The following is a 26065-nucleotide window of genomic DNA, read 5'->3' as shown; positions in this document are numbered from 1 at the left end:
AGCCTGTCGCTGCTTACTTGGCTGCATTCGTCTGGCCTTTCTTGAGGTTCGACGTGCCTTGCAGGTCGATAAACAACGGCTCGAGGATCGGCGCCACGAAGCGCGCACCGACTTCCGAGAGGTGATTGTCATCGGTGTACAGCGAGTAACCGCCGAGTTCGGCGTGGCACAGACCATTTTCATCGCACAGCCGCGGTGCCGGATCGACCACGCGTACCGCCGGATCATGCTGCGCCAGTTGCGCGAACACCTGGCTGATAAACACCTGCCGCTTGTGGTGCGCCGCCACGTCCAGGCCGACGCCATCCACCGGGCGATCGAGCATTGCCAGCCGCGTCAGCCGATACGGCGGGCTGAACATCTGCAGCGGCGCCTCTTTCACCAGCCACACGCGATGCCCGGCCGCACGCAATTGCGCCACGCGCGTGCGCAGGCCTTCGGCGAAACGCTGCTCGGCCTCGGCGCGATCGTAACGGCCGTCAGGCGTTCTCAGGACATGGCCGAGATCGCCCTTGGCGTCGCCGTACAGGTACAGGCTCCAGCGGGCGACCAGCACCACATCGCTGACCGCCCGGGTTTTCAGGCCCTGCTCGACGCGCTTGTTGAAGCGCGCACAGACACCGTCATGCTCCAGCCCGTCGAGCGGAATGCACCCCGGGGAGCTGGCCAGGATCACGCTGACACCGTGGGCCTTGGCCCCGTCATCGAACACCGGAATCAACGCCGTGGCGTGACTGTCGCCCCAGACCATCGCGCGGCTCGGCAGATCCGTCACGCCGTAATGGCAGAACAGCTTGTCGTCCGGGGTCTTGTCGTCCGCCAGGCACGCCATCAACTCCGGCCGCCACTCGCGACCCTTGGCGTATTGCAATGCCTGATCGGACAGGCGCCACGGCAGGCCATCGGTCCAGCGCAGCGCCTGGCCGGCCAGGCCGAGCAGCAGAATCCCGCAGAAACCCGCGAGCAATACCTGCCGACGACCGGCAAGCAAACGCCGCTCGCGGAACGGGGTTTCGACGAACTTCCACGACAGGTAGCCCAGCACCAGGGTCAGCAGAATCAACCCGGCCGTGTCGAGCGCGCCCGGCGCCTCGACGCTGGCATAGCTGGAGAACACGAAGACCGGCCAGTGCCACAGGTACCAGGAATAGGAAATCAACCCGAGGCCGACCATCAGTCGACTGCTCAACAATTGACCGACCCAGGTCTGCCGATGACCGTTGGCCAGAATCAGCGCCACCACGCCCAGCACCGGCAGCAACGCCGCAGCGCCAGGGAACGGCGTCGCCTTGTCGTAAGCGAACACTGCGAGCAGGATCAACGCCATGCCCAGCAGGCTCAGGCCCTGCGCCGCGCCAGGCTTGAGGCGCCAGCCATGCTTCGGCGCCACCGCCAGCATCGCCCCGGCCAGCAACTCCCAGGCGCGCATCGGCAGCAGGAAGAAGGCTTTTTCCGGATGTTGGCTGACCGCCCACACGCTCAGGCCGAATGACACCAGCAACAGCCCGAACAGCGCCAGCCGCCAGTGCTTGAGGCGACTCGACAACAGCGTCAGCAGCAGCGGGAAGATGATGTAGAACTGCTCTTCCACCGCCAGCGACCAGGTGTGCAGCAGCGGCTTCAGGTCGGAGGCAACGTCGAAGTAGCCGTCCTGGCGCATGAACAGGATGTTCGAGACGAACATCACCTGATAGCGCACCGAGCGCCCCAGCTCTTCGTAATCCTTGGGCGCCAGCAGGAACCAGCCCACCGCCAGCACCGCGATAATCATGGCGAACAGCGCCGGCAGAATCCGCCGTGCGCGCCGCGCCCAGAACTCGACAAAGCTGAAACGGCCGGCCTGGCGCTGGTTCCAGATGATCGAGGTGATGAGGTAGCCAGAGATCACGAAGAACACGTCCACGCCGACAAACCCGCCGGTAAACCCCGGGACGCCAAAGTGGAACAGCACCACGGCAATCACCGCGACTGCGCGTAAACCGTCGATATCCCTTCGATAAGCCAGTGTGCTCATAAATCTTGCAATGCCAATCAGGTGGTTATTTTTTGTACAGCCGGACACTCTTGCGCAGATGTTTCCGAGTGCTGTTTCTGCTCATGCCAACCACTGACCTTAGCCGAACCGAATCCTCTCGGCGTCCGGACAAAAATCAGGCAAAAAAATGGCGCCCCCCGGGGGGCGCCATTTTTCGGACTCGACCGACGCGATTACTTGCGCTTCATCGACAGGAAGAACTCGTCGTTGGTCTTGGTCGTTTTCAGCTTGTCGACCAGGAACTCGATGGCGGCGACTTCGTCCATCGGGTGCAGCAGCTTGCGCAGGATCCACATGCGCTGCAGTTCGTCGTCGGCGGTCAGCAACTCTTCGCGGCGAGTGCCGGAACGGTTGATGTTGATCGCAGGGAACACACGCTTTTCGGCGATCTTGCGATCCAGCGGCAGTTCCATGTTGCCGGTACCCTTGAACTCCTCGTAGATCACTTCGTCCATCTTCGAGCCGGTTTCAACCAGCGCGGTGGCGATAATGGTCAGCGAGCCGCCTTCTTCGATGTTGCGCGCGGCACCGAAGAAACGCTTCGGTTTCTCCAGGGCGTGAGCATCGACACCACCGGTCAGGACCTTGCCGGAGCTCGGGATCACGGTGTTGTAGGCACGGGCCAGACGGGTGATGGAGTCGAGCAGGATCACCACGTCCTTCTTGTGTTCGACCAGGCGCTTGGCCTTCTCGATCACCATTTCGGCCACTTGCACGTGACGGGTCGGCGGCTCGTCGAAGGTCGAGGCAACCACTTCGCCGCGCACGGTGCGCTGCATTTCGGTCACTTCTTCCGGACGTTCGTCGATCAACAGCACGATCAGGTGAACTTCAGGGTTGTTACGGGCGATGTTCGCTGCGATGTTCTGCAGCATGATCGTCTTACCGGCCTTCGGCGGTGCCACGATCAGACCACGCTGGCCTTTGCCGATCGGAGCGCACAGGTCGATCACCCGACCGGTCAGGTCTTCGGTGGAACCGTTGCCGGCTTCCATCTTCATGCGCACGGTCGGGAACAGCGGGGTCAGGTTCTCGAAGAGAATCTTGTTCTTCGCGTTCTCCGGACGATCGAAGTTGATCGTGTCGACCTTGAGCAGGGCGAAGTAACGCTCGCCTTCCTTCGGCGGGCGGATCTTGCCAACGATGGTGTCACCGGTGCGCAAGTTGAAACGGCGGATCTGGCTCGGCGAGACGTAGATATCGTCCGGGCCGGCGAGGTAGGAAGCGTCAGCGGAGCGCAGGAAGCCGAAGCCGTCCTGGAGAATCTCCAGCACGCCATCACCGGAGATTTCCTCGCCGCTTTTGGCGTGCTTTTTCAGCAGGGAGAAAATCACGTCCTGCTTGCGCGAACGGGCCATATTTTCTATGCCCATCTGTTCGGCCAATTCGAGCAGTTCGGTAATCGGCTTTTGCTTGAGTTCAGTCAGATTCATATAGGAATGACGTAATCATTTATGGAGGGGGGGAAATTAAGCTTTTGGCTTAATGAGGCCGCGCCGCGGAGAAGGCGACAGGATCGCGAACTTGTTCGAAAAGGAGTGCGTCGGCGACGGCTAGCAGGGGGCAGTGGAGAAACCAGTGCGGGGCCGAATGTACCACCTGGATTTGGGAGCGTCTAGCCCTGAATACGCAAAAAGCCCCGCAATTTGCGGGGCTTTTTACTGACACTGTTTACGACGACGCTTAGATGTTGGCGTCGAGGAAAGCAGCCAGTTGCGACTTCGACAGTGCGCCGACTTTGGTCGCTTCGACGTTGCCGTTCTTGAACAGCATCAGGGTCGGGATCCCGCGTACGCCGTGCTTGGCCGGGGTTTCCTGGTTCTCGTCGATGTTCAGCTTGGCAACGGTCAGCTTGCCTTTGTAAGTCTCGGCAATCTCGTCCAGAACCGGAGCGATCATTTTGCAAGGGCCGCACCATTCAGCCCAGTAGTCGACCAGTACAGCGCCTTCGGCCTTGAGTACGTCGGCTTCGAAGCTAGCGTCGCTAACGTGTTTGATCAGATCGCTGCTCATGGAATTCTCCAGGTTGTAAGCAAAAAAACGTGGCCCATCATATCCGCCCTTCCCCTGTTCAGGAAGCCGCAGATGATTGAGTCTTGCTATGGTGCCCCATGAATTTGGGTATAGCCCAGGTCACGCGCCAGCGGGGGCGATGAAGGCGATTCCGGTGCGCAGCGCAGCGTTGCGCACGTGCTCCTGCATGGCTTTCTGGGCCGCGGCCGACGCGCGGCGAGCCAGGGCGCGGAGGATCTTGCGGTGTTCCTGCCAGGTTTCCATCGCCCGCTCGGCGCGGATGAACGGCAGTTTCTGGCTCTCGAGGAAGATGTCGGCACTGGCCGTGAGGATGCTCAGCATCGCCTGATTGCCGCTGGCCAGGAGGATGCGCCGGTGGAATTCGAAATCCAGTTTCGCCGCCGCCTCGAAGTCGCCGCCGCGCAGCTGCTCGCGCATGGCGGCGACGTTGTCTTCCAGTTCGTCGAGGTCGAAGGTGCTCAGGGTCAGCGCCGCCAGGCCGGCCGCGAAGCCCTCCAGCGCGTAGCGCAGCTGAAAGATTTCCAGCGGCGAAGCCTGGGCCGCGAAGGGCCAGGTCGGCGCACTGTCACCGCGCGGCAGATCCACCGCCGCCTGGACGAACACGCCCTTGCCCGGCTGGATGCTGATCGCCCCCAGCGCACTCAGCGACGACAGTGCTTCGCGCAGCGAGGCCCGGCTGACCCCCAGCTGCAGCGCCAGATCCCGTTGCGACGGCAACGCATCGCCGGGTCCGAAACCCTGTTCGGTGATCAGTTTGCGGATCGCTTGCAGCGCCACTTCGGGTACCGCGCGGGAGATCGAGTTCATGGTTTTCCAGACAAGCCAGGCCAATGTGCGGCTAGTTGTAAAGCTATTCGCCACGGCCGGCAAGTCGTGCCCCACGGGAGTTCGGCGACCCGCGTCGATGCGCCATCGGGGTGCGAAACCGTACCTGACTGTTCAGACCAGTAAGACCGAACAAACCCGGCAAACCCGCGGCCTGCCGGGGGTTGATCGCGGTATTGGCACGGCGCGTGCTCTGTCCGATCGCAGAAATCACTTCCCGCCGATCCGGAGATTTGCCATGACCCAGCGTTACAGCGCCCTCCTCGCTGCCCTGTTTGCCAGCCTGCTGCTGAGCCAGGCCCCCGCCCACGCCGACGGCCTGGATGACGTGATCAAGCGCGGCACCCTGAAAGTCGCCGTGCCCCAGGACTTCCCGCCATTCGGCTCGGTCGGCCCGGACATGAAGCCGCGCGGCCTGGACATCGACACGGCGAAACTGCTGGCTGACCAGCTCAAGGTCAAACTCGAGTTGACCCCGGTCAACAGCACCAACCGCATCCCGTTCCTCACCACCGGCAAGGTCGATCTGGTGATCTCCAGCCTCGGCAAGAATCCCGAGCGCGAGAAGGTCATCGACTTCTCCCGCGCCTACGCGCCCTTCTACCTCGCCGTGTTCGGTCCGCCGGACGCTGCCATCGGCAGCCTCGAAGACCTCAAGGGCAAGACCATCAGCGTCACCCGTGGCGCCATCGAGGACATCGAGCTGACCAAGGTCGCCCCCGAAGGCGTGACCATCAAGCGCTTCGAGGACAACAACTCGACCATCGCCGCCTACCTCGCCGGGCAAGTCGACCTGATCGCCAGCGGCAACGTGGTGATGGTGGCCATCAGCGAGAAGAACCCCAAACGCGTGCCGGCGCTGAAAGTGAAGCTCAAGGATTCGCCGGTCTACGTCGGCGTGAACAAGAACGAGCCGGCGCTGCTGGGCAAGGTCAACGACATCCTGACCACCGCCAAGGCTGACGGCGCGCTGGAGAAAAACTCGCAGACCTGGCTGAAAGAGCCGCTGCCGGCCGATCTCTGAGCAGGCCTGCGGGAGGTATTCGATGGCCTATCAGTTTGATTTTCTGCCGGTGCTGGAAAACACCGGCCTGTTGCTCCACGGCGCGCTGTTCACCCTGGAACTGACCGCCATCGGTGCAGTGCTCGGGGTGGCGCTGGGCATCGTCGGCGCGCTGGTGCGCGCGTGGCAGATCCGCCCGTTCGCGGCGATTTTCGGCGTGTACGTCGAGTTGATCCGTAACACACCGTTCCTCGTGCAGCTGTTTTTCATCTTCTTCGGCCTGCCGTCGCTCGGCGTGCAGATTTCCGAATGGCAAGCCGCCGTGCTGGCGATGGTGGTCAACCTCGGCGCCTACTCCACGGAGATCATCCGCGCCGGCATTCAGGCGATCCCGCGCGGGCAGCTGGAAGCCGCCGCGGCGCTGGCGATGAGCCGCTTCGAAGCGTTCCGCCACGTGGTCCTGTTGCCGGCGCTGGGCAAGGTCTGGCCGGCCCTGAGCAGCCAGATCATCATCGTCATGCTCGGCTCGGCGGTGTGTTCGCAGATCGCCACCGAGGAACTGAGCTTCGCCGCCAACTTCATTCAGTCGCGCAATTTCCGCGCCTTTGAAACCTATGCCCTGACCACCCTGATCTACCTGTGCATGGCGCTGCTGATCCGTCAGTTGCTGAACTGGTTCGGTCGGCGCTTCATCGCAAGGAGCAGCCAATGAGCGATTTCACTTTCTGGGACATCCTGCGCAACCTGCTCACCGGCCTGCAATGGACACTGGCGCTGTCGCTGGTGGCGTTTATCGGCGGCGGGCTGGTCGGATTGCTGATCCTGGTCATGCGCATCTCGAAAAATCCCCTGCCGAGCCGCCTCGCCCGAACCTGGATCGAGCTGTTCCAGGGCACGCCGCTGTTGATGCAGCTGTTTCTGGTGTTCTTCGGCGTGGCGCTGGCCGGGATCGAAATTTCGCCGTGGCTGGCGGCGGCGATCGCCCTGACGCTGTTCACCAGCGCTTACCTGGCGGAGATCTGGCGCGGTTGCGTCGAGGCGATTCCCCACGGTCAGTGGGAGGCCTCGTCGAGTCTGGCGCTGAACCCGCTGGAGCAATTGCGCTACGTGATCCTGCCGCAGGCGCTGCGCATCGCCGTGGCGCCGACCGTGGGTTTCTCGGTGCAAGTGGTCAAAGGCACCGCGGTGACCTCGATCATCGGCTTCACCGAGCTGACCAAGACCGGCGGCATGCTCGCCAACGCCACTTTCGAACCGTTCATGGTCTACGGCCTCGTCGCCCTCGGCTACTTCCTGCTCTGCTACCCCTTGTCCCTCAGTGCGCGCTACCTGGAAAGGAGACTGCATGCCTCTGCTTAGAATTTCCGCCCTGCATAAATACTACGGTGATCACCACGTGCTCAAAGGCATCGACCTGAGTGTCGAAGAAGGCCAGGTGGTGGCGATCATCGGCCGCAGCGGCTCGGGCAAATCGACCCTGCTGCGCACCCTCAACGGCCTGGAGTCGATCAATGACGGGGTGATCGAAGTCGACGGCGAATACCTCGACGCCGCCCGCGCCGACCTGCGCAGCCTGCGGCAGAAAGTCGGCATGGTGTTCCAGCAGTTCAACCTGTTCCCGCACCTGACCGTCGGCGAAAACGTCATGCTCGCGCCGCAGGTGGTGCAGAAAGTGCCGAAGGCCAAGGCAGCCGAACTGGCGCGCAGGATGCTGGAGCGCGTCGGCCTGGGGGAAAAGTTCGACGCTTTCCCGGATCGCCTGTCCGGTGGCCAGCAACAACGCGTGGCGATTGCCCGAGCGCTGGCGATGTCGCCGAAAGTGCTGCTGTGTGACGAGATCACTTCGGCACTGGACCCGGAACTGGTCAACGAAGTGCTCGCCGTGGTGCGCCAACTGGCCAAGGAAGGCATGACGCTGATCATGGTCACCCACGAGATGCGCTTCGCCCGCGAAGTCGGCGACAAACTGGTGTTCATGCACCATGGCAAGGTGCATGAAGTGGGGGATCCGAAGGTGTTGTTTGCCAATCCGCAGACGGCGGAGCTGGCGAATTTCATTGGCACGGTGGAAGCGACCGCCTGATAACGCTTCAGCACCTGAGCGGACGCCTTCGCGAGCAAGCTCGCTCCCACAAGGTTCTCTGCTGCAGCACAAGGGTGTGCTCGCCGCAAAACCTGTGCGAGCGAGCCTGCTCGCGAAGGGTCGCGCCGCGGTCTCAAGCTTTTATGCGCTGAATCAACGGTTTGAACCGTGCGCGTTGGCGCCAGCGTTTGATCGTGGCACGATGGCGAGGTTATCGACCGAGACCCCCTGACCATGCCGCAATCCCAAGCCAAGAATCTGTCCCTGATCGCCGCAATCGACCTGGGCTCCAACAGCTTTCACATGGTCGTGGCCAAGGCCCAGAACGGCGAAATCCGCATTCTCGAGCGCCTCGGCGAGAAGGTGCAGCTGGCCGCCGGCATCGACGATGAGCGTCATCTCAACGAAGAATCGATGCAGCGCGGCCTCGACTGCCTCAAGCGCTTCGCCCAACTGATCAACGGCATGCCCCTGGGCGCCGTGCGGATCGTCGGCACCAACGCCCTGCGCGAAGCGCGCAACCGCCTGGAATTCATCCACCGCGCCGAAGAAATCCTCGGCCACCCGGTGGAAGTCATCTCCGGTCGCGAAGAGGCGCGCCTGATCTACCTGGGCGTGTCGCACACCCTCGCCGACACCCCGGGCAAACGCCTGGTCGCCGACATCGGCGGCGGCAGTACCGAATTCATCATCGGCCAGCGCTTCGAACCGCTGCTGCGCGAAAGCCTGCAGATGGGCTGCGTCAGCTTCACCCAGCGCTACTTCAAGGACGGCAAGATCACCCCGGCCCGCTACGCCCAGGCCTACACCGCGGCGCGCCTGGAGATCATGAGCATCGAACACGCCCTGCACCGCCTGACCTGGGATGAAGCCATCGGCTCCTCGGGGACCATCCGCGCCATCGGGCTGGCGCTGAAGGCGGGCGGTCACGGCTCCGGCGAGGTCAACGCCGAGGGCCTGGCCTGGCTCAAGCGCCGGCTGTTCAAGCTCGGCGATGTCGACAAGATCGATTTCGAAGGTATCAAGCCTGATCGCCGGGCGATCTTCCCGGCCGGCCTGGCGATTCTCGAAGCGATCTTCGACGCCCTCGAACTGCAACGCATGGATCACTGCGAAGGCGCGCTGCGTGAAGGCGTGCTCTACGACCTGCTCGGCCGCCATCATCACGAAGATGTGCGCGAACGCACCCTGACTTCGCTGATGGAGCGCTACCACGTCGACCTGGAACAGGCCGCACGGGTCGAGCGCAAGGCGCTGCACGCCTTCGACCAGGTCGCGGCGGACTGGGAACTGGACGACGGCATCTGGCGCGAACTGCTGGGCTGGGCGGCGAAAGTCCACGAAGTCGGGCTCGACATCGCGCACTACCACTACCACAAGCACGGCGCCTACCTGATCGAGCATTCGGACCTCGCCGGGTTCTCCCGCGAAGACCAGCAGATGCTTGCGCTGCTGGTGCGTGGCCACCGCCGCAACATTCCCAAGGACAAGTTCGCCGAGTTCGGCGACGACGGCATCAAGCTGATTCGCCTGTGCGTGCTGCTGCGCTTCGCCATCCTGTTCCACCACATCCGTGGCACCCAGGCGATGCCGCAAGTGACGCTGCATGCCAAGGGCGACAGCCTCGATGTGGAGTTTCCGCAGAACTGGCTGGATGAGAATCAACTGACGCAGGCGGACTTCGGGCTTGAGGCCGAGTGGCTGACGCGGGTGGGGATTGTGCTCACCGTGCACTGAGTCAAAATCTCAGGCACAAAAAAGGCGATCCTTCTGGATCGCCTTTTTTATTGGGTTCGGCTTGAGGGTCGGGGTCGACCTTGCCCCAGCCCTCTCCCGAGGGAGAGGGCTAGGGACATTTGCTTCTGACCTTAGCTGCTCACCGGCAGAATCGGGCTGCCCAAGCGCTCCAGCAACGTCGCCTGCGCGCTGCGCGGGTTCTGGTTGCCGGTCGGCGTGTTGCGGATGTAGCGGCCATCCGACTGCAGGCTCCAGCTGTGGGTGTTGTCGGTCAGGTACAGCTCCAGCTCTTTCTTGACCCGGGTCAGCAGCTTCTTGCCCTCCACCGGGAAGCACGTCTCAACGCGCTTGTCGAGGTTGCGCTCCATCCAGTCGGCACTGGAGAGGAACATCTGCTCTTCGCCACCGTTGAGGAAGTAGAACACCCGGGTGTGTTCGAGGAAGCGGCCGATGATCGAGCGCACATGAATGTTGTGCGAAACCCCGGCAATGCCTGGCCGCAGGCAGCACATGCCACGCACCACCAGATCGATGCGCACACCGGACTGGCTGGCCTTGTACAGCGCGCGGATGATTTTCGGATCGGTCAGCGAGTTGAACTTGGCGATGATGTGCGCCGGTTTGCCGTCGAGGGCGAACTGGGTCTCTCGGGCAATCATGTCGAGCATGCCCTTCTTCAGGGTGAACGGCGCATGCAGCAGCTTTTTCATGCGCAGCGTCTTGCCCATGCCGATCAACTGGCTGAACAGCTTGCCGACGTCTTCGCACAGCGCGTCGTCGGAGGTCAGCAGGCTGTAGTCGGTGTACAGACGGGCGTTGCCGGCGTGGTAGTTACCGGTGCCGAGGTGCGCGTAACGCACGATCTCGCCGGCCTCGCGACGCAGGATCAGCATCATCTTGGCGTGGGTCTTGAAGCCGACCACGCCGTAGATCACCACCGCGCCGGCCGCTTGCAGGCGGCTGGCCAGTTGCAGGTTGGACTCTTCGTCGAAGCGCGCGCGCAGCTCGATGACCGCCGTCACTTCCTTGCCGTTGCGCGCGGCGTCCACCAGCGCATCGACGATTTCCGAGTTGGCGCCGGAGCGGTACAGGGTCTGGCGCACCGCCAGTACATGCGGGTCTTTCGCGGCCTGGCGCAGCAGGTCGACCACCGGGGTGAACGACTCGAACGGGTGCAGCAGGAGGATGTCCTGCTTGCTGATCACGCTGAAAATGTTTTCGCTGTTCTGCAGCAGTTTCGGGATCTGCGGGGTGAACGGCGTGTATTGCAGTTCCGGGTGGCTGTCCAGGCCGGTGATGCTGAACAGACGGGTCAGGTTGACCGGGCCATTGACCTGATACAGCTCGGTCTCGCTCAGGTTGAACTGCTTGAGCAGGTAGTCCGAGAGGTGCTTGGGGCAGGTGTCGGCGACTTCCAGGCGCACCGCATCACCGTAGCGCCGCGAAAACAGCTCGCCACGCAGGGCGCGGGCCAGGTCTTCGACGTCCTCGGAATCCAGCGCCAGGTCGGCGTTGCGGGTCAGGCGGAACTGGTAGCAGCCCTTGACCTTCATGCCCTGGAACAGGTCATCGGCGTGGGCGTGGATCATCGACGACAGGAATACATAGTTGTCGCCCGGGCCGCCGACTTCTTCCGGGACCTTGATGATCCGCGGCAGCAGGCGCGGTGCCGGAATGATCGCCAGACCGGAGTCACGGCCGAAGGCGTCGATGCCTTCGAGCTCGACGATGAAGTTCAGGCTCTTGTTCACCAGCAACGGGAACGGGTGCGTCGGGTCGAGGCCGATCGGGGTGATGATCGGCGCGATCTCGTCGCGGAAGTAGCGGCGCACCCAGGTCTTGATCTTGGTCGTCCAGTGACGGCGACGGATGAAGCGCACCTGATGCTTTTCCAGCTCCGGCAACAGGATGTCGTTGAGGATCGCGTACTGGCGGTCGACGTGACCGTGCACCAGCTCGCTGATTCGCGCCAGTGCCTGATGCGGTTGCAGGCCGTCGGCGCCCGCCTGTTCACGGGCGAAGGTGATCTGTTTCTTCAGGCCGGCGACGCGAATCTCGAAGAATTCGTCGAGGTTGCTGGAGAAGATCAGCAGGAACTTCAGCCGCTCCAGCAACGGATAGGACTCGTCCAGCGCCTGTTCCAGCACGCGGATATTGAACTGCAGCTGCGAGAGCTCGCGGTGGATGTACAGGCTGCTGTCATCCAGGCCCGGAATCGCAATCACGGGCGCCGCCGCGACGGCTTCGGTGACCGGCGCGGGTGGCGCAGGCTCGAGTTCCGGCGGGGTTTCGGTGATTTGCTCGACCACCGGCTGAGCTTCTTTTACTGCAACTTCTGTGAGTCCTTCGGTATTCATCGAATGTTCCTGGGAGGGCTATTTCTGCTCTCGTAACAATTGAGCGGCACGGACAGCAAAGTAAGTCAGGATGCCATCAGCACCGGCACGTTTAAAGGCGGTAAGGGATTCGAGGATCACGCCTTCGCTCAACCAGCCATTCTGGATCGCCGCCATGTGCATGGCGTATTCGCCGCTGACCTGATAGACGAAGGTCGGCACTTTGAAGGCATCCTTGACCCGGAACAGGATGTCCAGGTACGGCATGCCGGGTTTGACCATGACCATGTCCGCGCCTTCAGACAAGTCGGCGCCGACTTCGTGCAGCGCTTCGTCGCTGTTGGCCGGGTCCATCTGATAGGAGGCCTTGTTCGCCTTGCCGAGGTTCGCCGCCGAGCCCACCGCATCGCGGAACGGCCCGTAATAGGCGCTGGCGTACTTGGCCGAGTAGGCCATGATGCGCACGTTGACGTGGCCAGCCACTTCTAGCGCTTCGCGGATCGCCTGGATGCGACCGTCCATCATGTCCGACGGCGCGACCACCTGGGCGCCGGCCTCGGCATGGGACAGGGCCTGGCGCACCAGGGCGTCGACGGTGATGTCGTTCTGCACGTAGCCGTCTTCGTCGAGGATGCCGTCCTGGCCGTGGGTGGTGAACGGGTCAAGGGCGACGTCGGTGATCACGCCCAACTCGGGGAATCGGTCACGCAGCGCGCGGGTAGCGCGCTGGGCGATACCTTCAGGGTTCCAGGCTTCGGCGGCGTCGAGGGATTTCAGCTCGGCGGGAGTGACCGGGAACAACGCCAGCGCCGGAATGCCCAGTTCGACCCAGGTTGCCGCTTCTTCGAGCAGCAGATCGATGGTCAGGCGCTCGACGCCCGGCATCGAGGCCACGGCTTCGCGGCGATTTTCGCCGTCGAGCACGAATACCGGTAGGATCAGGTCATCGACCGTCAACACGTTTTCCCGCACCAGCCGACGCGAAAAATCATCACGGCGGTTGCGACGCAGGCGGGTGGCAGGGAACAGACGGTTGGCAGGGGTAAAGCTCACGGCAGACTCCTGAGCCCGCGCAAACGGGCGAGCGTGACAGTTATAAGCGGCCATTATGACGGTCGTATTACAGTTATGTGCACCCCTGTGACAGGTAGCCGCATTCCATTGTCCGTGTAGGAAATGTTCACGTCGAGACACATTTCGACACTTTCCTGAATGTGTCCGAAGGGTTAGGCTGCGCGTTCATTTCGCCAGCACCCAGACAATGCTCCAACAATTTCTGCATGACTTCGGCTACTTTGCCTTGTTTCTCGGCACGTTCTTCGAAGGCGAAACCATTCTGGTGCTCGCGGGCTTCCTCGCGTTCCGTGGATACATGGATATCAACCTGGTGGTGGTCGTGGCGTTCTTCGGCAGCTATGCCGGCGATCAGCTGTGGTACTTCCTGGGGCGCAAGCACGGACGCAAATTGCTGGCGCGCAAGCCGCGCTGGCAGATGATGGGCGACCGCGCGCTGGAACATATCCGCAAGCACCCGGACATCTGGGTCCTGAGCTTCCGCTTCGTCTACGGCCTGCGCACGGTGATGCCAGTGGCGATCGGCCTGTCGGGCTATCCGCCGGGACGCTACCTGCTGCTCAACGGTATCGGCGCGGCCATCTGGGCCACGGCGCTGGCCGCCGCCGCCTACCACTTCGGCGCGGTACTCGAGGGCATGCTCGGCAGCATCAAGAAATACGAACTGTGGGTCCTCGGCGCGCTGCTGATCCTCGGTGTCGTCCTGTGGCTGCGCCGGCGCTTCAAGAATGCACGGCTGGCCAAGCAGGTCTACGAGGACGAGCAACTGCGCAAGCGCACCGAACAGGCGGAAAAGGCCGAGCAACTGCGCCAGGCGGAAATCGCCAAGGCGGCCGACCCTAAGACGCCAGCCGAGTAAGCCGCTGCCGGCAGCAGTACAGGCCGATGCCGCTGAGCAGGCTGTAACTGAGCAGGCCGACCCACGCCAGCGGGCTGGCCGGCCATAGCCCGACCAGCGGCGCCAGCCACACCAGCGGCAGGTTCGCGGCCAGCCGCGACAGCTCCAGCCGGAACGCCCACGGGCGATTCTCCAGGGCCACGCCGAGCACGAATAGACCGAACGCCACCGCCCCCCAGCCGAGCAACAGCGCGGCCGTCGGCAGGCTGCGCTCCAGATTCATCAGGTAGCTGCCCAGCGCAATGTAGACGCCGAACTGCGCCGCCACGTACCACTGCTGGCGGCTGTCGAGCGGCACGTCGAATTTGCGGAACTGGCTCAGGTCCGGCTTGCTCATCGGGTATTTCAACGCGACGTCCGCCGGCCGCCAGCCGGTGCGCATGAACCAGATTCGCAGCTTGTCCCACTTGCGCTCGGCGCGCCGCGCGTCGTGCCACAGTTGCGCGTAGAACTGCAGGTTCGCCCACAGCGGATTCCAGCTCGCCAACGGTGTGGTCACGCCGAAGATCACCGGCTCGTTGTCGTCCTCTTCCTGAAACGAACCGAACAGCCGATCCCAAATAATGAACACCCCGCCGTAGTTGCGATCCATGTAGAGAGCGTTCTGTGCATGGTGGGCCCGATGATTGGACGGCGTGACGAAAAACCACTCGAACCAGCCGAGCTTGGGAATATGCCGGGTGTGCACCCAGAATTGATACAGCAGGTTAAGCGCCGCGACGCTGACGAACACCAGCAATGGCACGCCGAGCACGGCCAGCGGCAGGTAGAAGATCCAGCTCAGCAGAAACCCGGTGCTGGTCTGGCGCAGCGCCGTGGAGAGGTTGTAGTCCTCGCTCTGGTGATGCACCGAATGCGCGGCCCAGAGGATGTTGCGCTCGTGGCCCATGCGGTGCAGCCAGTAGTAGCAGAAGTCGTAGAGCACAAAGGCGAATACCCAGACCCAGACGCTGTCGGCCGGCAGCCTGAACAGCGCCAGGTGCTCGAGGGCAAACGCATAGGTCAGCAGCCCGACACCCTTGGTCAGCAGGCCGGTGGTGGTCGACAGCACCCCGGTGCTGATGCTGTTCACCGCGTCGGCCAGGCGATAGTTGCTGACCCCGCGCCAACGGTCGGCGACGAGCTCCAGCGCAATCAAAACGAAGAAGAACGGCACCGCATACAGAATGAAGTCCATGACGCGCCCTGATCGGAAACTTGAGCACTGATCCTAGGTGTAGCCGCGATTTAACCCTATGGCAACAAGCGACAAATTAGTGGACATTTAGCGCCATGAAACTGGAGAAAGAGCCCATGAGCAAAAAAGTTGCAGTGATCCTGTCCGGCTGTGGCGTATACGACGGCGCCGAGATCCACGAAAGCGTGATCACCCTGCTACGCCTCGACCAGCGCGGCGCCCAGGTGCAGTGCTTCGCGCCGAACATCGCGCAATTGCATGTGATCAACCACCTGACCGGTGAGGAAATGCCCGAGTCGCGCAACGTGCTGGTGGAGTCGGCGCGCATCGTGCGCGGCAACGTCAAGGACATCGCGGAAGCCGACGTCGACGAGTTCGACGCGCTGATTGTGCCGGGCGGCTTCGGCGCGGCGAAGAACCTGTCGAACTTCGCCGTCGAAGGGGCTGGTTGCAGCGTACAGCCGCAAGTGCTGGCGCTGGCCGAAGCGTTTGCCGAAGCAGGCAAACCGGTGGGCCTGATCTGCATCTCGCCGGCGCTGGCGGCGAAAATCTACGGCCCCGGCGTGACCTGCACCATCGGCAACGATGCCGACACCGCGGCGGCAATCGGCAAAATGGGCGCCACCCACGAAGATTGCGCGGTGACCGACATCATCGAGGACAAGGCGCGCAAACTGGTGACCACCCCGGCCTATATGCTGGCGCAGAACATCAGCGAAGCGGCATCGGGGATCAACAAGCTGGTAGATCGGGTGCTGGAACTGACCCACGAAAACGACGCCTGATTGGCGATAGCGATCGTTCCCCACGCTTGGCGTGGGAATGCAGCATTGGATGCGGCTGATCTGCATCGGCGGTGAGGCAGGGACGCGGAGCGTCCCGAGCGGCGTTCCCACGCAGAGCGTGGGAACGATCAAACCCGCCGAGCGTGGCAGCGATCAGACCTGACGGGACAGCCGCGTCAGGATCCGGTCCAGCGCATTGGCGAAAGCCTGCTTCTCCCGCTCGCCGAACGGTGCCGGGCCGCCGCTGACCTGGCCCTGTTCGCGCAGGTCGGTAAACAGGTTGCGCGTCGCCAGCCGCTCACCCATGTTCTGCGCGTCGAACTCCTTGCCTCGCGGGTCGAGCGCTGCCACGCCTTTCTTCACCAGCCGGTCGGCCAGCGGAATGTCGCTGCAGATCACCAGTTCGCCCGGCACCGCGTGCTCCACCAGATAATCGTCCGCCGCATCCGGGCCGCTCGGCACCACGATCAGCTTGACGATCGCCAGCGCCGGTTTGTTCTGCGGCTGCCCCGCCACCAGCACCACTTCGAAGCGGCGCTTGAGGGCGAACTTCACCACCAGTTCCTTGGCCATTTTCGGGCAGGCGTCGGCATCGATCCATACGCGCATGTTTTCTACCTCCAAAAAATTCGCGAGCAAGCTCGCTCCCACAGATTACGCAGCAACTCTGTGGGAGCGCGCTTGCTCCGGGCGGCGATCCGACGAATATGAGCGCAGCGAATGCCTTTAAGCAGCAGACACCCTACGTTTTTCAGCCACCCAACTGCGACCGTACAGCACGATGATCGCTGCAATCGCCACGGCCTGCGCCGTCAGCGAATAGGCATCGGCATGAATCCCCAGCCAATCGAAATCGAAGAACGCCACCGGCCGGGTGCCGAAGATTCCGGCTTCCTGCAGGGCCTTCACGCCATGCCCGGCGAACACCACCGACAACGCGCAGAGCAGCGCCGCGTTGATACTGAAGAACAGCGTCAGCGGCAGTTTCGCCGAGCCGCGCAGGATCACCCACGCCAGACCGAACAGCAGCACCAGCGCCGTCGCGCCGCCGGCCAGCACCGCGTTGTGCCCGGCCGGACCGGCCTGCAGCCACAGGGTTTCGTAGAACAGGATCACTTCGAACAACTCGCGGTACACCGAGAAGAACGCGAGGATCGCGAAGCCGAAACGTCCGCCACCGCCGACCAGGCTCTGCTTGATGTAATCCTGCCAGGCCGCCGCATGCCGGCGGTCGTGCATCCACACGCCGAGCCACAGCACCATGACACTGGCGAACAGTGCCGTGGCGCCTTCGAGCAATTCACGCTGCGAACCGCTGACGTCGATCACATACGCGGCCAGCGCCCAGGTGCCGAGGCCGGCCAGCAGCGCCAGGCCCCAGCCGACGTTGACGCTGCGCACCGCCGACTGCTGGCCGGTGTTGCGCAGGAAGGCGAGGATCGCGGCGAGTACCAGAATCGCTTCGAGGCCTTCACGCAGCAGGATCAGCAGCCCGGAAATGTAGCTCAGCGACCAGCTCAGGCCGTCGCTGCCGAGCAGGCCGGCGGATTCCTTGAGCTTGGCCTTGGCCGCGTCCAGCCGCGCCTCTGCCTGCGCCACCGGCAAGCCGTCCTGCAACGCTTGTCGATAGGCCATCAGCGACTTTTCCGTGTCCTTGCGCACGTTGGCGTCGACGTTATCCAGCGAACTTTCGACCAGCTCGAAGCCTTCCAGATAGGCCGCCACCGACAGGTCGTAGGCCTGGTCGTGCTCACCAGCGCGGTAGGCGGCGAGGCTCTTGTCGAGCGTCGCGGCGGTGTAGTCGAGCAACTGCGCCGGGCCACGCTTGACCTGCGGCGGCTGCGCCCGCTGTGCACGGAAGGTCGCTGCCGCCTCGGGGCCCTCGGCCGCCAGCACTTCGGCCGGGGTCTGCCGGGCCAGGTCAGCGATGTTGTAGGTCTTGTCCGCTTTGGCGCTGGCCGGATCGGCGCTGAACTGCGCGATGTAGGTGGCCAGATCCCAACGCTGACGATCATCGAGCTGATCGGCGAAGGCCGGCATGTCAGTGCCTTCGACGCCCTGCCCAAGGGTGCTGTAGATCGCGAACAGACTCAGGCGATCCATCCGCGCCGCGTCGCGCAGATTGGCCGGCGCCGGGGTCAGGCCGACACCCGCCGGACCGTCGCCGGCACCGCTGGCGCCGTGGCACACCGAGCAATTCTGCGCATACAGCGGCGCGCCACGGCTCGGATCGGGGGTGATGATCGGGGCCTGGCTGACTTCGTACGCCACCGCCAGTTTCGCCCCGAGTTGCCGGGCCTGACGGGCGACTTCGGTGCCGTCCTGCCTGGCGCTGATCGCGGCGTGCAAGGCGTCGACACCTTGCTCCAGTGCAGCCTTCTCCGGTTTGCCCGGCAGACCGGCGATCAGCCCTTGCAGAACCTCGGTGAATTCCAGTTGCTCGTGGTACTCGCCTTCGTCGACGACCTGGCCCGCGGCGACCGTTGGCGGGTAATCGGCGCTGATGTAATCGAGCAGGTGCAGCGCTTGCGGCGCGCCTTCCACGGTGTCGGCCAGCAGATTGAAGCTGCTCAGGGCAAACAGCGGGAACAGCAGCCAGGCCAGAAAGCGGGACGAGGCAGTCATGAATGAGTCTCAAATGGAAATGCGAAGTTACATATTGTTCACTTCGAACGCCTTTCCCTCAAGCTTTCTCGGCTGACCGACGGGTTTTAGCGCAAAGCCGAGCTGGCGTTGCGGTAATGCTCGGCCATGAACTCGACGAACACCTGCACCTTCAATGCGACATGCCGGGCGTGGGGATAGAGCGCGTAGTAATGCCGTTGGCCAAGGCTGTACTGCGGCAGGATCTGCACCAGCCGCCCGCGCAGCAGATCCTCCTGCACCGTGGCCCGGGTGAACGCGGCGATGCCGACCCCGGCCAGCGCCGCCGCATGCAGCGAGCTGATCGAGTCGGCCTTGAACCGGCCCTCGGCCCGCACGGCCGTGGTCACGCCGCGCGCGTCGGTCAACGACCAGTCCCCACCACCGGCAAACCCCAGCAACGCGTGATCCGCCAGGTCGTGCACCTGGCGCACCAGGCCCTGCCGCGCCACATAGGTCGGCGCGGCCACCAGCAGCCTGTCCGACACCGTGAGCAAGCGCGCCACCAGCGACGAATCCGCCAGCGGCCCGCAAATGCGCAGCGCGACGTCGAAACCCTCGGCGATCAGGTCGACAAAGCGGTCGTCGCAGGACAGATCGACCTCGATCTCGGGGTAGCGCTGCTGAAATGCCGGCAACCAGCTCGCCAGTTCCAGCGTGCCGATCACCACCGGTGCGCTGATGCGCAATACGCCACGCGGGCTTTCATGGGCCTGGCCGACCGCCAGCGCGGCCTGATCGAGGCGTTGGAGAATATCCACGCACGCGGCGTAGTACTGCTGTCCGGCGCTGGTCAGGCTGAAGCGCCGGGTGTTGCGGTTGATCAGGCGCGTGCCGAGCTGCGCCTCCAACTGCTGCAGCTGGCGGGAGATCGTCGAATGGGTGGTGTCGAGACGCTCGGCGGCAGCGCTGAAACCGCGACACTCGACGATGCAGCGAAACGCGCGCATGGCCAGCAGTTGATTCATCCAGGCCCCGAATCAGTTGAGCGGCAGGCGAACGATCTGCTGCGTGGTCAGGACGTCACCGAAGGTGTCTTCGATTTCGGCCAGCGCTGCGCGGTGCAGGCTGTCCTTGTCGACGGTGTCGCCGTTGCCGCGGGTGATCGCCCGGGTCGCCGAAGCGTCGGATGCTACCACGACCTGATAACCCAACGGCGCTGCATCCCGGGCTCCGCCGGCGACGCAGGCGTGGGTCATCAGCCCGGCGAAAATCACGGTCTTGACCCCGGCCTGTTTCAACTGCCGATCAAGGTCGGTACTGGCGAACACGCTGACCGTGGTCTTCTGCAGCACGTGATCCTGCGCCCTCGGCTGCATCAGCGGATGAAACTTCACGGTCTCGCCGCCCTGGGCAAACAGCGGCGAGCCGGCGGGCGCGACGTGCTGGACCTGGAACACCGGGATCTTCGCCTGATCGGCAAAGCGGATCAGCTCACGGGCCTTGTTCATGGCCGCGATGCCGTCGGGAATCGGCAGACGTCCGCTGAAGTATTCGTTCTGGAAATCGATCACCACCAGCGCCGTGGTCTTCGGGTCAAGGCGCGCGGTCGGCGCCGCCCCGGACAGGGCGCGCAAGGTTGGATGGGTGGGCGAATCGGCGGCTGTGCTGGCCATGGCGCTGCTGGCGGCCGCGAGGCCGAGACCGGCGAAAAAGGTTGTGAAGAACGAGGCAAAACGCGGCATTTGAGTCAGGCTCATGGTGCGGTTCCTGGACAGGTGCTTGAGGTGGGCGACCAGTCTAGGAAGGCTGCTGATCGCCAACAACGGCGGTTGCCGAACATGATCTGTGCGCGTTGAGCACCAATCCGATCTGACCAAAACAGCGCAGCACATGGCCACTACCGAACTCTATAATGCCCCCACCCTCAGCGCCTCTTCGTCCAAGGAAGAACCTGTCGCCATGCGCCACTGCTTGCTGCTCTGCCTGTTGTTCAGCACGTTCCTGCACTTGAGCGGGTGCGCCGCCTACCGCAATTACGACCAGGAAATGCAGCAGACCAACGAGCGGCTGATGCACGCTGACTACCAGGGTGCCCTGGATCTGCTGGAATGGAACAACCCCTGGGAAGACAAGGATCTGCTGTATTACTTCGAAAAAGGCTCGATCCTCAGCTTCGCCAATGCCCGGCCGCAGAGCCAGAAAGCCTGGCGCAGCGCCGACCGGATGGTGTTCCAGCGCGAAGAGGCCGTACCGTCCGCGCCCATGAAGCTGCTCAATCGCTTCACCTATGAAATGGGCACCATGCTGGTCAACGACAAGCTCAGTCGCTACGAAGGTTACGACTACGAAAAGGTCATGCTGACCACGCAGATGGCCCTCAATCAAGTGGCCGAAAGCGATTTCGACGGCGCCCGGGCCGACATCAAGAAAACCCACGAGCGCGAAACCCTGATCGCCCGCCAGCGGGAACGCCAGTACGAAGCACTCGAGGAGCAGGCCAAGGCTCAGGGCATCGCCGTTCATTACAAAGACTTGCAAGGCTATCCGGTCGCCACCCTCGATGCGCCGGCAGTCATTGAATTGAAGAACGGCTACCAGAGTGCCTTCAGTCATTACCTGGCCGGGTTCACCTACGAAGCGCTGGGCGAACGCGGCCTGGCCGCGCCGGGTTATCGCCAGGCAATCGAGTTGCGCCCGCACACGCCCTTGCTCGAGCAGGCGCTGCGCAATCTCGACCAGCCGCCGCCCAAGGCCGATGAAAGCGACGTGCTGATCGTCGTGCAGAGCGGCCTGGCACCGGCACGCAGCTCGGTGAGCGTGCCGATCCCGGTTCGGCTCAATGAAACCCTGGTCATCACCGCGCCGATCTCGTTCCCCATTCTGCTGCCGGACACCGTCACACCGGCGTTCGACCACATCATGGTGGATGGCCGCAAGCGGCCGCTGACCGTGATCAACAGCGTCACCGACATGGCCTTTCGCACGCTGCGCGACGACATGCCAGCAATCATTTCCCGGGCGATGTTCCGCGCCAACATGGCCGCCATTGCCCAGGCCCAGGAAAACGAACGCAATCCGGCCAAGGCCTCGCTGGTGGTGACCGCGCACGATCCGTTTGAAGAAGCCGACACTCGCACCTGGCGTACCCTGCCGGACAAAACCCTGGTGGCACGGGTGCGCCTGAAAAAAGGCAATCACCAGTTCGGCGCCCCCAATGCCCCGCAAGCGGCGCCGGTCACCCTGCGTATCGACCAGGATCACCAGTTGATCAACCTGCGGGTTCTGAACGACGTCGCCAACGTCATCGGCAACGCCAGACTGCCCGACAAGTAATGGCACCCAACTAATCGGTGCAATTAAAAAGCTATTACATAGCCAGCATCGGCCGCTTATAATGCCGCGCCCGCGCTATCGCGACGAGGCATTGAAGCTCCTCTTTTTATGAGGAATTGGCAGGAGGCCAACGCCACTGCCGATCGGTCACGCCAGCCCGACCCACATCTGTGGCTGGACTTACTCTCAGGGAAGAAGTAACCCCTTATGGCACTCCGCGCCCCCACTCTGCTCGCGCTCAGCGCTGTCACGCTGCTGTCCGGCTGCTCCGCCTTTCGCAACTACGACGCCGAACTGGCCCAGACCAACCAGCAACTGGCCAGCGGCAATGTCGATGCGGCCCTGACCCTGCTGGAAAAGAACAACAGCGGCCCGGACAAGGACCTGCTCTATTACTTCGAGAAGGGTGAGCTGCTGCGCGCCAAGGGCGACCTGTCCGGCAGCCAGAATGCCTGGGGCAGCGCCGACCGGGTAGTCGGGCAATGGGAAGATTCGGTCAAGCTCGACACCGACAAGTACCTGGCCCAGTTCGGCAGTTTCCTGGTCAACGACAAGGTGCGCCGCTACGAAGGCTACGACTACGAAAAAGTCATGCTGACCACGCAGATGGCCCTCAACCTGCTGGCGGTCAACGATTTCGATGGCGCCCGCACCGCGATCAAGAAGACCCACGAGCGCGAAGCGGTGATCGCCGACCTGCGCGACAAGGAATACCTCAAGAGCGAGGAGCAGGCCGAGAAAGAAGGCATCAAGACCCAGTACAAGGACTTGCAGGGCTACCCGGTCGCCAGCCTCGACGCGCCGGAAGTGGTCGGCCTGAAAAACAGCTACCAGAGTGCGTTCAGCCATTACCTGGCCGGTTTCGTCTACGAAGCCCTGGGTGAGAAAGACCTGGCAGCACCGGGCTACCGCAAGGCGGCCGAACTGCGTCCGAACACCCCGCTGCTGGAGCAGGCGCTGGTCAACCTCGACAAGCCGAGCAAATCCGACGACAGCGATATCCTGATCGTGGTGCAAAGCGGCCTGGCGCCAGCGCGCGACTCGATCCGCGTGCCGCTGCCATTGCCGATCTCCAACAACCTGGTGATCACCCCGCTGTCGTTCCCGATCATCAAGCCGGACACCTCCACCGCACCGTTCGCGCAGATTGGCGTCGATGGCCAGCAAGTCAACCTGACCGCCCTCAACAGCACCACCGCCATGTCCCGCCGCGCCCTGCGCGATGACATGCCGGGGATCATCGTGCGCACCACCGTGCGGGCGATCACCAAAGGCGTGGCGCAGAAGAAAATCAACGAAACCAACCCGCTCGCCGGCCTCGCGGTCGGTATTTCTTCAGCCGTGCTCGAAGGTGCCGATACCCGTACGTGGCGCACGCTGCCGGACAACACCCAGGTGGTGCGTCTGCGCTTGAAGAAAGGCGAGCACCAGGTCAGCCTGCCGAGCGCCGTCGGCGGCTCGCTGGTCAAGGTCAACGTCGATCAGCGTTATCAAGTGATCAGCCTGCGCGCCGTGGGCAACCAGGTGTTCGCCGCCGGCCTCGCCGCCCACGTGATCCCGAGCAGCGCCCAGACCGCTGTGGCCAGCCTCAAACAACCTTAAGAACGGAGTCTTTGCATGCGTTTCAAACTCATCGCCGTTGCCGCCCTCGCCGTGCTGGCAAGCGGCTGCGCCACCCCGCCCCCTCCTGAGCCGGGCAGCGCCGCGAGCAAGGTCGTGGCCATGGGCCCGCAGAAACACATTGCGGTCGGCGCCATGCGCGTCGCTCGCGAGAACGGCTTCATGACCGTCAATGTGCAGTTGACCAACACCCTCAACAGCAACAAGACGTTCTACTACCGCTTCGCCTGGTTGGGCCCCGAGGGCTTCCCGATTGCCGAGGAAGAAGTCTGGAAGAGCCAGATGATGTACGGCGCCCAGACCAGCTTCATCCAGGGCATCGCCCCAACCCCGAAAGCCGTGGATTTCCGTCTCGAACTCAAGACGCCGTAAGCCCGCCACCCTATTCCCGATTCAGAGAGCACTCCCATGTTTGCACGCTTTTCCTTCATCGCCGTCCTCGCCTTGCTGGCCAGCGGTTGCGCCAACACTTCGCCGACCCTGGGCAGCAAGAACATCAGCTACGGCGACACCAAAGCGGTTGAAACCGTGACCAACGAATTCGGTTCGACCGACCTGCAGATGATCGCCGAGTCGATGACCCGCTCCCTGGCCCAGTCCGGCATTCTGCAGGGCCGTCCGGTGGTGCAGGTCTACGACGTGAAGAACAAGACCAGCGAGTACATCGACACCCGCGAAATCACCACCAGCATCAAGACCCAGCTGATGAAGTCCGGCACCGCCCGCTTCGCCAGCGACAACACCGCGATGCAGAGCCAGGTCGACCAGCTCAAGCTGCAAAACCAGAGCGGCCTGTACAAGAAGAGCACCGTGGCCAAGACCGGCAACATGATCGCCGCCAAATATCGCCTGGAAGGCTCGATCAGCTCGATCGTCAAGCGCAGCAGCGACTACAAGGACGTCTTCTACAAATTCAGCCTGCAACTGATCGATGTTGAAAGCGGTCTGGCCGAGTGGATGGACGAAAAAGAGATCCGCAAAACCACGGAGCGTTAAGCCATGCGCACATGGATTGGCATGATGGCCCTGGCTTGTGCGTTCAGCGTGCAAGCGGCCCCGAAAGTCGCGGTGACCGACCTGGCGTATCAGGAGCGTGTGGAGCAATACATCCACGTCGTTTCGGCGCAGAGCAATTACCGCGAGGGTTACTACAGCGCCAGTGGCTCGTCGAGCTACAACGAGCTGGAGGCGACCACCAGTTACATCGAGCAGACCGAGCTGCGCAAGTTCACCGGCGACATCAAGGGCGAGATCCTGCGTACCGGCATGTTCCAGCTGGTGCAGGGCACGCCGTACACGGCGGCGTCCAAGGGTGACGTCTACGACGTGATCAAGCGCATCAAGGCCGGCAACTTCAAGGGTGCCGACTACGTGCTGTTCGGCACCGTGTCGGACATCGACTTCACCCAGGACATCAACGAGCTGGCGCACACCGACAGCTATTCGGCGGTGCTGGGCCTGACGCTGGTGGCCGACTTCAGCCTGATCAACACCAAGACCTTCGAGATCACTTCGGCCTTCACGGCGATGGGTGAAGCGCAGGACACCAAACTGGTGAACGGCCGCGACATCAAGATCTCGCTGAACCGTCCCCGGGTGGTGCGCGATGTGTCGAAGGCCCTCGGCGAAGACGTGGCCGGGCAACTGAGCCAGCAGCTCGGCGGCGGCGGTTACGAGCAGCCGCGCGAGCCGCAGCAGCGCAACAACCTGCCGCGCGATACGGCGCCGGTGATTCTGCGCTGATGGTTCCAGGCTGAGCGTTGCCGCGCCGTGCGTGGGAAGGCAGGCGCAGACGCGCGGCGTGCGAGGCACAAAAAAGGCGACCCATCAGGTCGCCTTTTTTTCTGCTGCGGGTCTACACCACCGCTTTGCGCAACGTCGCCATGAACGCTGCCGCACCGATGAACAGCCCGGCAAACGTGCGGTTCATGCGTTTCTGCTGTTTCGGCGTGCGCAACAGGCGCAGCACCTTCGACGCCAGCCCGGTGTAGCCGGCCATGACGATCAGGTCAACGCAGACCATCGTCACACCGATCACCAGGTACTGCATCAGCAGCGGCGCATGCGGATTGATGAACTGCGGCAGCACCGCCAGCATGAACACCAGCGCCTTGGGGTTGCTGATGTTCACCAGGAAACCACGGAACACCAGCGCCAGCGGCTTGCCGATCGGGCGCACCGCCGCGTCATCGCTCATGTCCATGGGCAGCGCACGCCATTGCTTGATCGCCAGGTAGACCAGGTAGGCCACACCGAACCACTTGATCGCATAAAACGCCGTGGCCGACGCCGTGAGAATCGCCCCGACCCCGGCGCCAACGATCGCAATCTGTACCGCCAGACCGATCTGCAGGCCCAGGGCGTTCCAGTAACCGCGCCAGAACCCGTATTGCAGACCGCTGGACATCGACGCAATCGCGCCGGCACCCGGGGACAGACTGATCACCCAACAGGCGGCGAAAAATGCCAGCCATGTCTGAAGCTCCATCGCACACCTCGACTCTGAATCGTGACAGACGTCAAAGCTAATGCGGTTTCG

At 63.1% G+C, this 26065-nt stretch carries 24 protein-coding genes; 12 read left to right on the top strand and 12 right to left on the bottom strand.

The window, feature by feature from the left end; all coding sequences use genetic code 11:
* Positions 1–13: 13 nt before the first annotated feature.
* From QRN70_RS16675 to QRN70_RS16660, 4 genes are all read right to left on the bottom strand, one after another.
* On the bottom strand, positions 14–2014 hold the full coding sequence (locus tag QRN70_RS16675) for an acyltransferase family protein (RefSeq protein ID WP_285419058.1): 2001 nt from the start codon (positions 2012–2014) through the stop codon (positions 14–16).
* 194 nt (positions 2015–2208) lie between these two features.
* On the bottom strand, positions 2209–3468 hold the full coding sequence (gene rho, locus QRN70_RS16670) for a transcription termination factor Rho (protein WP_003229334.1): 1260 nt from the start codon (positions 3466–3468) through the stop codon (positions 2209–2211).
* Between the two features lie 250 nt (positions 3469–3718).
* On the bottom strand, positions 3719–4048 hold the full coding sequence (gene trxA / locus QRN70_RS16665; RefSeq protein ID WP_003206727.1) for a thioredoxin TrxA: 330 nt from the start codon (positions 4046–4048) through the stop codon (positions 3719–3721).
* Positions 4049–4168: 120 nt separating this feature from the next.
* Positions 4169–4876, bottom strand: coding sequence for a FadR/GntR family transcriptional regulator (locus QRN70_RS16660; RefSeq protein ID WP_285419057.1), 708 nt, complete (start codon positions 4874–4876; stop codon positions 4169–4171).
* 256 nt (positions 4877–5132) lie between these two features.
* Here QRN70_RS16660 and QRN70_RS16655 point away from each other — a divergent pair, with 256 nt between their 5' ends.
* From QRN70_RS16655 to ppx, 5 genes are all read left to right on the top strand, one after another.
* Positions 5133–5918: a transporter substrate-binding domain-containing protein gene (locus QRN70_RS16655; RefSeq protein ID WP_285419056.1), complete on the top strand. Its 786-nt coding sequence runs from the start codon at positions 5133–5135 to the stop codon at positions 5916–5918.
* Between the two features lie 22 nt (positions 5919–5940).
* Positions 5941–6609, top strand: a complete 669-nt coding sequence (locus QRN70_RS16650) for an amino acid ABC transporter permease (RefSeq protein ID WP_285419055.1) — start codon at positions 5941–5943, stop codon at positions 6607–6609.
* A complete protein-coding gene (locus tag QRN70_RS16645; RefSeq protein ID WP_285419054.1) occupies positions 6606–7256 on the top strand; it encodes an amino acid ABC transporter permease in 651 nt (216 codons plus the stop codon). The genes QRN70_RS16650 and QRN70_RS16645 overlap by 4 nt, the downstream gene beginning before the upstream one ends.
* Complete coding sequence (locus QRN70_RS16640; protein WP_285419053.1) at positions 7243–7980, top strand: amino acid ABC transporter ATP-binding protein; 738 nt, start codon at positions 7243–7245, stop codon at positions 7978–7980. Before QRN70_RS16645 ends, QRN70_RS16640 begins: the two co-directional genes overlap by 14 nt.
* Positions 7981–8214: 234 nt before the next feature.
* Positions 8215–9717, top strand: a complete 1503-nt coding sequence (gene ppx, locus QRN70_RS16635; RefSeq protein WP_285419052.1) for an exopolyphosphatase — start codon at positions 8215–8217, stop codon at positions 9715–9717.
* Between the two features lie 131 nt (positions 9718–9848).
* Here the strand turns inward: ppx and ppk1 are convergent, their stop codons facing one another.
* Positions 9849–12074, bottom strand: a complete 2226-nt coding sequence (ppk1, locus tag QRN70_RS16630; RefSeq protein WP_285419051.1) for a polyphosphate kinase 1 — start codon at positions 12072–12074, stop codon at positions 9849–9851.
* Between the two features lie 18 nt (positions 12075–12092).
* Positions 12093–13106: a porphobilinogen synthase gene (hemB, locus tag QRN70_RS16625; RefSeq protein ID WP_285419050.1), complete on the bottom strand. Its 1014-nt coding sequence runs from the start codon at positions 13104–13106 to the stop codon at positions 12093–12095.
* A 208-nt stretch (positions 13107–13314) separates the two neighbouring features.
* Between hemB and QRN70_RS16620 the strand changes: the two genes are divergently transcribed.
* Positions 13315–13986 carry a DedA family protein gene (locus QRN70_RS16620; protein ID WP_285419049.1) on the top strand — a complete coding sequence of 224 codons (672 nt, stop codon included), beginning with the start codon at positions 13315–13317 and terminating at the stop codon, positions 13984–13986.
* Here QRN70_RS16620 and QRN70_RS16615 read toward each other — a convergent pair.
* On the bottom strand, positions 13967–15202 hold the full coding sequence (locus QRN70_RS16615; RefSeq protein WP_285419048.1) for a sterol desaturase family protein: 1236 nt from the start codon (positions 15200–15202) through the stop codon (positions 13967–13969). The genes QRN70_RS16620 and QRN70_RS16615 overlap by 20 nt on opposite strands.
* Before the next feature lie 116 nt (positions 15203–15318).
* Here QRN70_RS16615 and elbB point away from each other — a divergent pair, with 116 nt between their 5' ends.
* Positions 15319–15987 (top strand): isoprenoid biosynthesis glyoxalase ElbB, encoded by a 669-nt coding sequence (elbB, locus tag QRN70_RS16610; RefSeq protein ID WP_285419047.1) that lies wholly within the window; start codon positions 15319–15321, stop codon positions 15985–15987.
* A 153-nt stretch (positions 15988–16140) separates the two neighbouring features.
* Here elbB and QRN70_RS16605 read toward each other — a convergent pair whose 3' ends face one another.
* The 4 genes from QRN70_RS16605 to QRN70_RS16590 form a co-directional block, all read right to left on the bottom strand.
* On the bottom strand, positions 16141–16596 hold the full coding sequence (locus tag QRN70_RS16605; protein ID WP_285419046.1) for a YaiI/YqxD family protein: 456 nt from the start codon (positions 16594–16596) through the stop codon (positions 16141–16143).
* 117 nt (positions 16597–16713) lie between these two features.
* Positions 16714–18612 (bottom strand): cytochrome c/FTR1 family iron permease, encoded by a 1899-nt coding sequence (locus tag QRN70_RS16600; RefSeq protein WP_285419045.1) that lies wholly within the window; start codon positions 18610–18612, stop codon positions 16714–16716.
* Positions 18613–18698: 86 nt separating this feature from the next.
* Entirely contained in the window at positions 18699–19598 is a 900-nt protein-coding gene (locus tag QRN70_RS16595) for a LysR family transcriptional regulator (RefSeq protein ID WP_285419044.1), read from the bottom strand.
* 12 nt (positions 19599–19610) lie between these two features.
* Positions 19611–20330, bottom strand: coding sequence for a cysteine hydrolase family protein (locus QRN70_RS16590; protein WP_285419043.1), 720 nt, complete (start codon positions 20328–20330; stop codon positions 19611–19613).
* A gap of 202 nt (positions 20331–20532) precedes the next feature.
* On the opposite strand from QRN70_RS16590, the gene QRN70_RS16585 reads away from it, so the two are divergent.
* The 5 genes from QRN70_RS16585 to QRN70_RS16565 all read left to right on the top strand — a co-directional run bounded on the left by QRN70_RS16585 (position 20533) and on the right by QRN70_RS16565 (position 25269).
* On the top strand, positions 20533–21906 hold the full coding sequence (locus QRN70_RS16585; RefSeq protein WP_285419365.1) for a COG3014 family protein: 1374 nt from the start codon (positions 20533–20535) through the stop codon (positions 21904–21906).
* A gap of 207 nt (positions 21907–22113) precedes the next feature.
* Entirely contained in the window at positions 22114–23508 is a 1395-nt protein-coding gene (locus tag QRN70_RS16580) for a COG3014 family protein (RefSeq protein ID WP_285419042.1), read from the top strand.
* A gap of 15 nt (positions 23509–23523) precedes the next feature.
* The gene (locus QRN70_RS16575; protein ID WP_025113270.1) at positions 23524–23898 is read left to right on the top strand and encodes a YcfL family putative periplasmic lipoprotein; all 375 of its coding nucleotides are present in this window, start codon (positions 23524–23526) and stop codon (positions 23896–23898) included.
* 36 nt (positions 23899–23934) lie between these two features.
* Positions 23935–24522: a penicillin-binding protein activator LpoB gene (lpoB, locus tag QRN70_RS16570; protein ID WP_007951848.1), complete on the top strand. Its 588-nt coding sequence runs from the start codon at positions 23935–23937 to the stop codon at positions 24520–24522.
* A 3-nt stretch (positions 24523–24525) separates the two neighbouring features.
* Positions 24526–25269 (top strand): penicillin-binding protein activator LpoB, encoded by a 744-nt coding sequence (locus QRN70_RS16565; protein WP_285419041.1) that lies wholly within the window; start codon positions 24526–24528, stop codon positions 25267–25269.
* A 112-nt stretch (positions 25270–25381) separates the two neighbouring features.
* On the opposite strand, the gene rhtB is transcribed toward QRN70_RS16565, so the two are convergent.
* Positions 25382–26014: a homoserine/homoserine lactone efflux protein gene (gene rhtB / locus QRN70_RS16560; RefSeq protein WP_285419040.1), complete on the bottom strand. Its 633-nt coding sequence runs from the start codon at positions 26012–26014 to the stop codon at positions 25382–25384.
* Between the last annotated feature and the right edge of the window lie 51 nt (positions 26015–26065).

The organism is Pseudomonas sp. efr-133-TYG-5, from assembly GCF_030209175.1.
In the GTDB taxonomy this organism is placed as follows: Bacteria; Pseudomonadota; Gammaproteobacteria; order Pseudomonadales; family Pseudomonadaceae; genus Aquipseudomonas.
The sequence above is the reverse complement of the archived record's forward strand: the minus strand, read 5'-3'. Positions and strand labels throughout refer to the sequence as shown.

Bases quoted from the DNA above. Each gene is read 5' to 3' on its own strand.
- QRN70_RS16675 (WP_285419058.1), bottom strand. From the start codon at position 2,014: ATGAGCACACTGGCTTATCGAAGGGATATCGACGGTTTACGCGCAGTC.
- rho (WP_003229334.1), bottom strand. From the start codon at position 3,468: ATGAATCTGACTGAACTCAAGCAAAAGCCGATTACCGAACTGCTCGAA.
- trxA (WP_003206727.1), bottom strand. From the start codon at position 4,048: ATGAGCAGCGATCTGATCAAACACGTTAGCGACGCTAGCTTCGAAGCC.
- QRN70_RS16660 (WP_285419057.1), bottom strand. From the start codon at position 4,876: ATGAACTCGATCTCCCGCGCGGTACCCGAAGTGGCGCTGCAAGCGATC.
- QRN70_RS16655 (WP_285419056.1), top strand. From the start codon at position 5,133: ATGACCCAGCGTTACAGCGCCCTCCTCGCTGCCCTGTTTGCCAGCCTG.
- QRN70_RS16650 (WP_285419055.1), top strand. From the start codon at position 5,941: ATGGCCTATCAGTTTGATTTTCTGCCGGTGCTGGAAAACACCGGCCTG.
- QRN70_RS16645 (WP_285419054.1), top strand. From the start codon at position 6,606: ATGAGCGATTTCACTTTCTGGGACATCCTGCGCAACCTGCTCACCGGC.
- QRN70_RS16640 (WP_285419053.1), top strand. From the start codon at position 7,243: ATGCCTCTGCTTAGAATTTCCGCCCTGCATAAATACTACGGTGATCAC.
- ppx (WP_285419052.1), top strand. From the start codon at position 8,215: ATGCCGCAATCCCAAGCCAAGAATCTGTCCCTGATCGCCGCAATCGAC.
- ppk1 (WP_285419051.1), bottom strand. From the start codon at position 12,074: ATGAATACCGAAGGACTCACAGAAGTTGCAGTAAAAGAAGCTCAGCCG.
- QRN70_RS16620 (WP_285419049.1), top strand. From the start codon at position 13,315: ATGCTCCAACAATTTCTGCATGACTTCGGCTACTTTGCCTTGTTTCTC.
- QRN70_RS16615 (WP_285419048.1), bottom strand. From the start codon at position 15,202: ATGGACTTCATTCTGTATGCGGTGCCGTTCTTCTTCGTTTTGATTGCG.
- elbB (WP_285419047.1), top strand. From the start codon at position 15,319: ATGAGCAAAAAAGTTGCAGTGATCCTGTCCGGCTGTGGCGTATACGAC.
- QRN70_RS16605 (WP_285419046.1), bottom strand. From the start codon at position 16,596: ATGCGCGTATGGATCGATGCCGACGCCTGCCCGAAAATGGCCAAGGAA.
- QRN70_RS16600 (WP_285419045.1), bottom strand. From the start codon at position 18,612: ATGACTGCCTCGTCCCGCTTTCTGGCCTGGCTGCTGTTCCCGCTGTTT.
- QRN70_RS16595 (WP_285419044.1), bottom strand. From the start codon at position 19,598: ATGAATCAACTGCTGGCCATGCGCGCGTTTCGCTGCATCGTCGAGTGT.
- QRN70_RS16590 (WP_285419043.1), bottom strand. From the start codon at position 20,330: ATGAGCCTGACTCAAATGCCGCGTTTTGCCTCGTTCTTCACAACCTTT.
- QRN70_RS16585 (WP_285419365.1), top strand. From the start codon at position 20,533: ATGCGCCACTGCTTGCTGCTCTGCCTGTTGTTCAGCACGTTCCTGCAC.
- QRN70_RS16580 (WP_285419042.1), top strand. From the start codon at position 22,114: ATGGCACTCCGCGCCCCCACTCTGCTCGCGCTCAGCGCTGTCACGCTG.
- QRN70_RS16575 (WP_025113270.1), top strand. From the start codon at position 23,524: ATGCGTTTCAAACTCATCGCCGTTGCCGCCCTCGCCGTGCTGGCAAGC.
- lpoB (WP_007951848.1), top strand. From the start codon at position 23,935: ATGTTTGCACGCTTTTCCTTCATCGCCGTCCTCGCCTTGCTGGCCAGC.
- QRN70_RS16565 (WP_285419041.1), top strand. From the start codon at position 24,526: ATGCGCACATGGATTGGCATGATGGCCCTGGCTTGTGCGTTCAGCGTG.
- rhtB (WP_285419040.1), bottom strand. From the start codon at position 26,014: ATGGAGCTTCAGACATGGCTGGCATTTTTCGCCGCCTGTTGGGTGATC.